The following is a 3,224-nucleotide window of genomic DNA, read 5'->3' on the forward strand; positions in this document are numbered from 1 at the left end:
AGGAAAGGCGACATCTCGTGTGTAACAATCAGTAGCTTCGTTTTTGCCATCTCCATATTTGTGAATAAATATTTATGTTAAAGAAAAGATAATCAAGGGGCAAAGGTAAGCAATTTATTCAAATTTATCAATATCTTGGCCCGATGTTTTGTTGGGATCATATAAATACCCAAATTGCACACGAAAATATTAAAGCTCGGTTTGGAAGTTATAAATACCATAGCAGCATTGAAAATGTTGCTGCAGCCACGTAAATTGGCTCAACAAAAAATTGCTCTGGTGCCCACAATGGGCGCTTTGCACAAAGGACACGTTTCTCTGATTAAGATCGCTCAGCAAAATGCGGATATAGTAGTCTGCAGTATTTTTGTGAACCCCACGCAATTTACAGACCCGAAAGACCTTGAAAAATACCCGCGCCCCCTTGAACATGATATTGAAATGTTACAGGAAGCCGGGTGCGACTATGTGTTTATGCCCTCCGTTAAAGAAATGTACCCTGCACCTGAACAATGGCACATTGACCTTGGAAATGCAGAGTTTCTGCTGGAAGGGGAATTCAGAAAAGGACATTACCAGGGCGTAACGCAGATCGTTAAAAAACTTTTTGATGCGGTAGATCCTGACCTCGCTTTTTTTGGCCAGAAAGATTTTCAGCAGGTGCTGATGATCCGCAATATGGTGGCCTATTTTGGACTGAGCTTACAAATCATATCCTGCCCTATTATCAGGGAAGAGGACGGACTAGCCATGAGTTCAAGGAATATCCATTTATCTGCTGCCGACAGGGAGAATGCACTTGTACTCAGCCGGGCACTGCAATATGTACAGGACAATTTCAATTCATATACTATAGATGAGCTGCTTGCCAGGGCCACAGAGATGATTAATGGTACCGAAGGCGTACAGCTTGATTATTTTACCATCGCGGACGCAGAAACACTGCTTCCTGAACACACAAAGGAGGTTAAAAACCTTGTTGCCCTGGTCGCTGCAAAGGTAGGTGAAACACGCCTGATCGATAACATGATCCTCAACTGACAACCTTTGCCACAAATCAACCAAACTTTATCTAACTTTGCTTCATGATTATCGAGATATTAAAATCGAAAATACACCGTGTTAGGGTAACACAGGCAGAATTGAATTATGTTGGCAGTATCACTATCGATGAAGACTTGATGGATGCTGCACAGATCATAGCCAATGAAAAGGTTCAGATCGTTAACAATAATAATGGAGCAAGGTTTGAAACCTATGTCATTAAAGGTGAGCGCGGAACTGGTACGGTATGTTTGAACGGTGCAACAGCAAGGTTAGTTCAGGTGGGGGATATTTTAATTATTATGTCTTACGGCTCCCTTCCTGTGGAAGAGGCAAAGAAATACAATCCGGTACTGGTATTTCCGGACGATAATAACCGTCTTCTAAAATAGCCATTATTTTTTCTGGTTAATTTCGTTTTAGCAATAAGCTTTTTTAAAAATGCTATGCATTCATAGTATTTCCGGTTCGGAAATACTAAATTTGGTAAAATGTATTTTTTAAAGTATTAATGATATGCTATTTCAATTAACCGAAGAACAACTGATGATCCAGCAGGCTGCAAGGGATTTTGCGCAAAATGAACTTAAGCCCGGGGTTATTGAAAGGGATGAACACCAAAAGTTTCCTGCAGAACAAGTGAGAAAACTGGGCGAACTCGGTTTTTTAGGAATGATGGTGTCTGAAAAATTTGGCGGTAGCGGGCTTGACGCACTTTCCTATGTACTGGTGATGGAAGAGCTGTCGAAAATAGACGCCTCTTCTTCTGTAGTGGTATCAGTTAATAATTCTTTGGTTTGTTACGGGCTTGAAGCTTTTGGGTCCGACTTTCAAAAGGAAAAATATCTCGTTCCGCTGGCTTCCGGCCAGGTGATCGGTGCCTTTTGTCTTTCTGAACCTGAGGCTGGCTCTGATGCTACGTCGCAACACACAATAGCTGAAGATAAAGGCGATTATTACTTACTTAACGGAACAAAAAACTGGATCACCAACGGTGGTACTGCATCTACATATCTTGTCATTGCTCAAACAAATCCGGAGCTTCAACATAGAGGTATCAATGCTTTTATTGTAGAGAAAGGAACTGAGGGTTTCACAATAGGTCCTAAAGAGAATAAAATGGGTATCCGTGGCTCCGATACACATTCACTTATGTTCAATGATGTGAAGGTGCCCAAGGATAACAGAATAGGGGAAGATGGATTTGGGTTTAAATTTGCAATGAAAACCCTGGAAGGTGGCCGTATAGGTATTGCTGCTCAGGCATTGGGAATTGCGGCCGGGGCATACGAACTGGCCCTGGAGTATTCAAAACAGCGGAAGTCTTTCGGCAAACCTATTTCAGATCATCAGGCCATAGCCTTCAAACTAGCAGATATGGCCACTCAGATCGAGGCAGCCCGGTTGCTGGTATATAAGGCGGCATGGCTGAAAGATCAGGGTCTGCCCTATACTCTTGCAGGTTCAATGGCAAAACTATACGCATCTAAAGTAGCAATGGATGTAACCATTGAGGCTGTCCAGATACACGGAGGTTATGGTTTTGTTAAAGAGTATCATGTAGAGCGGTTGATGAGAGATGCGAAGATAACTCAAATTTATGAGGGGACTTCTGAGATCCAGCAGCTTGTAATCTCCCGGGAGATATTGAAGTAAAGCGCGTGTTTTCTTTATCTTGAAACCCCATAGCACAGACACGCAACGCGGTGTGTCAAGCCAATTCAGTAACATTTATTGAAACCTAAATTGCCTTTTTTTATTAAAAGGCACATAATATTCATTCCTGAATTTTGTAAAATGATTTCAATAAAAGACATGAGGTAAAGCAAAACGAGGAATAACATGAATTATTAGACCTAAATGTGTCAAGTGATATCCGTATAAGACAATAAGACAATCGGGATTTTAGAAGTATTTTTGTTCGTAGCTTGGTATAGGATACTCCACAGTAACACCACAGAAACAGCACTATGACTCCACTGATTTTGACTAGCTGAAAACAGTGGAGTCAAAGTGGTAATATAGTGCCATTTAGGTAGAGTTGCCTACAGCAAACTACGACTAAACTAAGACCAGGAATATGGCAAGGCACAAAAAAACCGTGCTTTCTTTTGAGAGCACGGGTTATATCTTAACTTATTAAGTTTTATTCAATTTATGAAAATATGCAAATTGATCTT

Annotated in this window: 3 protein-coding genes; all 3 read left to right on the plus strand. The window is 41.0% G+C overall.

The window, feature by feature from the left end; translation table 11 throughout:
- Nucleotides 1-201 precede the first annotated feature (201 nt).
- Nucleotides 202-1,041 carry a pantoate--beta-alanine ligase gene (panC, locus tag ABWY16_RS15660; protein WP_353905590.1) on the plus strand — a complete coding sequence of 280 codons (840 nt, stop codon included), beginning with the start codon at nucleotides 202-204 and terminating at the stop codon, nucleotides 1,039-1,041.
- Between the two features lie 44 nt (nucleotides 1,042-1,085).
- Nucleotides 1,086-1,436: an aspartate 1-decarboxylase gene (panD, locus tag ABWY16_RS15665; protein ID WP_353905591.1), complete on the plus strand. Its 351-nt coding sequence runs from the start codon at nucleotides 1,086-1,088 to the stop codon at nucleotides 1,434-1,436.
- Nucleotides 1,437-1,560: 124 nt separating this feature from the next.
- Complete coding sequence (locus ABWY16_RS15670) at nucleotides 1,561-2,700, plus strand: acyl-CoA dehydrogenase (protein ID WP_353905592.1); 1,140 nt, start codon at nucleotides 1,561-1,563, stop codon at nucleotides 2,698-2,700.
- The last annotated feature ends 524 nt before the right edge of the window (nucleotides 2,701-3,224 follow it).

The organism is Pedobacter sp., assembly GCF_040513095.1.
Taxonomy (GTDB): Bacteria; Bacteroidota; Bacteroidia; order Sphingobacteriales; family Sphingobacteriaceae; genus Pedobacter.

Excerpts from the sequence above, each read along its gene's own strand:
- panD (WP_353905591.1), top strand. The coding sequence starts at position 1,086 with ATGATTATCGAGATATTAAAATCGAAAATACACCGTGTTAGGGTAACA.
- ABWY16_RS15670 (WP_353905592.1), top strand. The coding sequence starts at position 1,561 with ATGCTATTTCAATTAACCGAAGAACAACTGATGATCCAGCAGGCTGCA.